Raw genomic sequence first — 2,340 nt, forward strand, 5'->3', positions numbered from 1 at the left:
GGTGAGCGACTCAGTACGAGACACCGTTCGAGACCGGAAGAAAAAGAACAAGATCAGAGGTCGTTTTCATCTACGGAGCCTGTTTCATCCCAACAGGTCGCAGTGTCGAGACGTGACTATTGGGGCGACAGCTTCTCTGGAACTCAGAGTGGCTGAGGCGGTGCCTCGAATTCCCGTTTCATCCGAGCAAGTTCCGTCTCATCCCAAAGGTTGCCTGCATGGGCGATCCGCCCCGCAGTTGCCCCTGCGGTCCGACACCCAGGAGGCGCAAGTATTCCAATGAGACAGTTGCGGCGGTGCAAAAGAGATGAAAACGACCTCTCATGAAGACCTCATCCAGGTGCCATTTGTCCCCGGGGCGGGGCCGCCGACGGCGCAGCGCGCCGGCGTAGGTCTGCCCGAACTTGGCGCACCAGCGGCGGACCGTCTCATAGGAGACGATCACGCCGCGCTCCAGCATCAGTTCCTCGACCTCGCAAAAGCTGAGCGGGAAGCGGAAGTACAGCCACACGCAGTGCGCGATGATCTCCACCCGGGTATCGGTGCCCCTTGTACGACGGCGGCGCGCTGTCCACGGACGACCCCTCCCGGCATGACCAACCAGAAAATCATCCCACCCGATCAGTCAACGTGACAGTGCCTTGTCCGCTGCGCCGGACTGCCCCGCTTTTCAGTATTCCCACTCCGACCAAATGTCGCTGGCGTAGTCCAAATTCGGACACGTAGCCTTGGACCTGCTGGTACTACCCACCCATGGTCCTGTCACCACATAGTCGCCGTTGGGGTTGAGGCAGTAGACCTTGACTCGGTGAGAAATTCCCCACGAGCCAGAGATGCAACGAGACTCGCCCGTGACCTGATTGACCCGATAGCCTGAGCAAGGGTCCGCTGATTGAGCGGAGGCCGGCGAAACTGTGAGACCTGAAGCTGCGACTGCAAGGCCAATCGATACTGCAGCGATGCGAACGGTTTCTTTGACCTTCACTTTGCCTCCATCTGTTCGGTGGGGTTGAGCTAATACTGAACCAGGTTGAGCGTTCCGTGCCTGCGTCGAAAACCCAGCCGGCGTGGCCAACGGGGCGCCGCGACCGAGGTGTCCAGGATTCCAGGGCGCCCAGCGCTCGGACTTGTCATTCCGCGCTGGGTTGTTGCCGATTCGCGCACGCCTTGGGCGGCAGGTTTCGGTAGTCCCTCGGGGGGATCCCGTAGGTGAGCCGGAACAAGCGGCTGAAGTGTGTGGGGTTGGTAAAGCCCCAGTGCTCGGCGATGGCCTGGATAGGGCGGGTATACAGGCGGGGATTGGCCAGGTCGAGACGGCAGCGTTCCAGACGGCGGTGGCGTATCCAAGCTGCCGGCGATGTGTCGTCCTCGGCGAGCAGCTGCTGCAGATGGCGCAGGGAGATGTGATGGGCATCCGCGATCGCCTGGGGGGTCATGGCCGGGTCGGCGAGGTGCCGCTCGACGAAGGTGCTGATCCGGGCCCGCAGGGCGATCCTGCGGGCCTCCGGGCTTAGCGCCTCTTCAGTGTCCAGGCAGCGGGCGATGGTGGAGGCCAGGAGGTCGAGGGTGACCGAGACGAGGGTGGGGACGTCGTCCGGGGTGAACTCGGCGGCGCGCGCGTTGAGGTCGGCCAGCCAGCGGGTGAACACCCCGCCCATGCCGTGGCGCCCGCTGATCGGGACGGCGAGGAGGCGCTGCACCGTCTTGTCCGGCAGGGGCAGCAGCCCGCGAGGACACTGTATGGTCACATGCGACCAACCGCCCGGGGTGCTTCGGACATCGCCGTGGTAGGGGCGGCTGCTGTCCATCACCAGCAGGTCACCGACACGCAGCGCCGCATCACCTCCACCCGTGGAAACAGCCCCCTCTCCACCGAGGAAGTAGTTGATCTGGTACACCTCCGGGTCGGACTGCCGGATCAGTTTCCCCGTCCGCGCTATCTCCAGGTGCGGGTAGGACAGTGCAGCCACCTGTACCTCCCCTAAGTCCAGGCCACGCATCCTGGCTCGGAAGTCATCCTGATCGTCGCTGCGCAGCCGATTGCGCATGTGCGACTGTTCCGTCGCTGCTTCCCACAGCGCGAACCGCTCCGGCGCCTCCACGACGTCCGTGCTGAACTCTGTAACCAGCATTCCAGCCCCCGTAGCCGATCCCCTTGTGAGTTAAACGTGACATGGGCAGACGTACGCAGCCAGCAGCACTTCGGTCACATTTGCTGCCACGCGTCTCCTGGCGGACACCGAAAATTCAAGATCAAGACGCGTCGAACTTCAGAAACAGGTTCTGATCTTGTTCTTTTTCTTCCGGTCTCGAACGGTGTCTCGTACTGAGTCGCTCACC

Annotated in this window: 1 protein-coding gene and 1 pseudogene; both read right to left on the reverse strand. The window is 62.7% G+C overall.

The window, feature by feature from the left end; genetic code table 11:
• Positions 1 to 322: 322 nt before the first annotated feature.
• Positions 323 to 532: pseudogene (locus ACLVWQ_RS24635) on the reverse strand (IS6 family transposase); the annotation flags it as partial.
• Positions 533 to 1,130: 598 nt separating this feature from the next.
• Complete coding sequence (locus ACLVWQ_RS24640; RefSeq protein ID WP_414111341.1) at positions 1,131 to 2,132, reverse strand: helix-turn-helix domain-containing protein; 1,002 nt, start codon at positions 2,130 to 2,132, stop codon at positions 1,131 to 1,133.
• Positions 2,133 to 2,340: the final 208 nt, after the last annotated feature.

The sequence above is a fragment of the Streptomyces sp. CWNU-52B genome, assembly GCF_047444975.1.
In the GTDB taxonomy this organism is placed as follows: domain Bacteria; phylum Actinomycetota; class Actinomycetes; order Streptomycetales; family Streptomycetaceae; genus Streptomyces.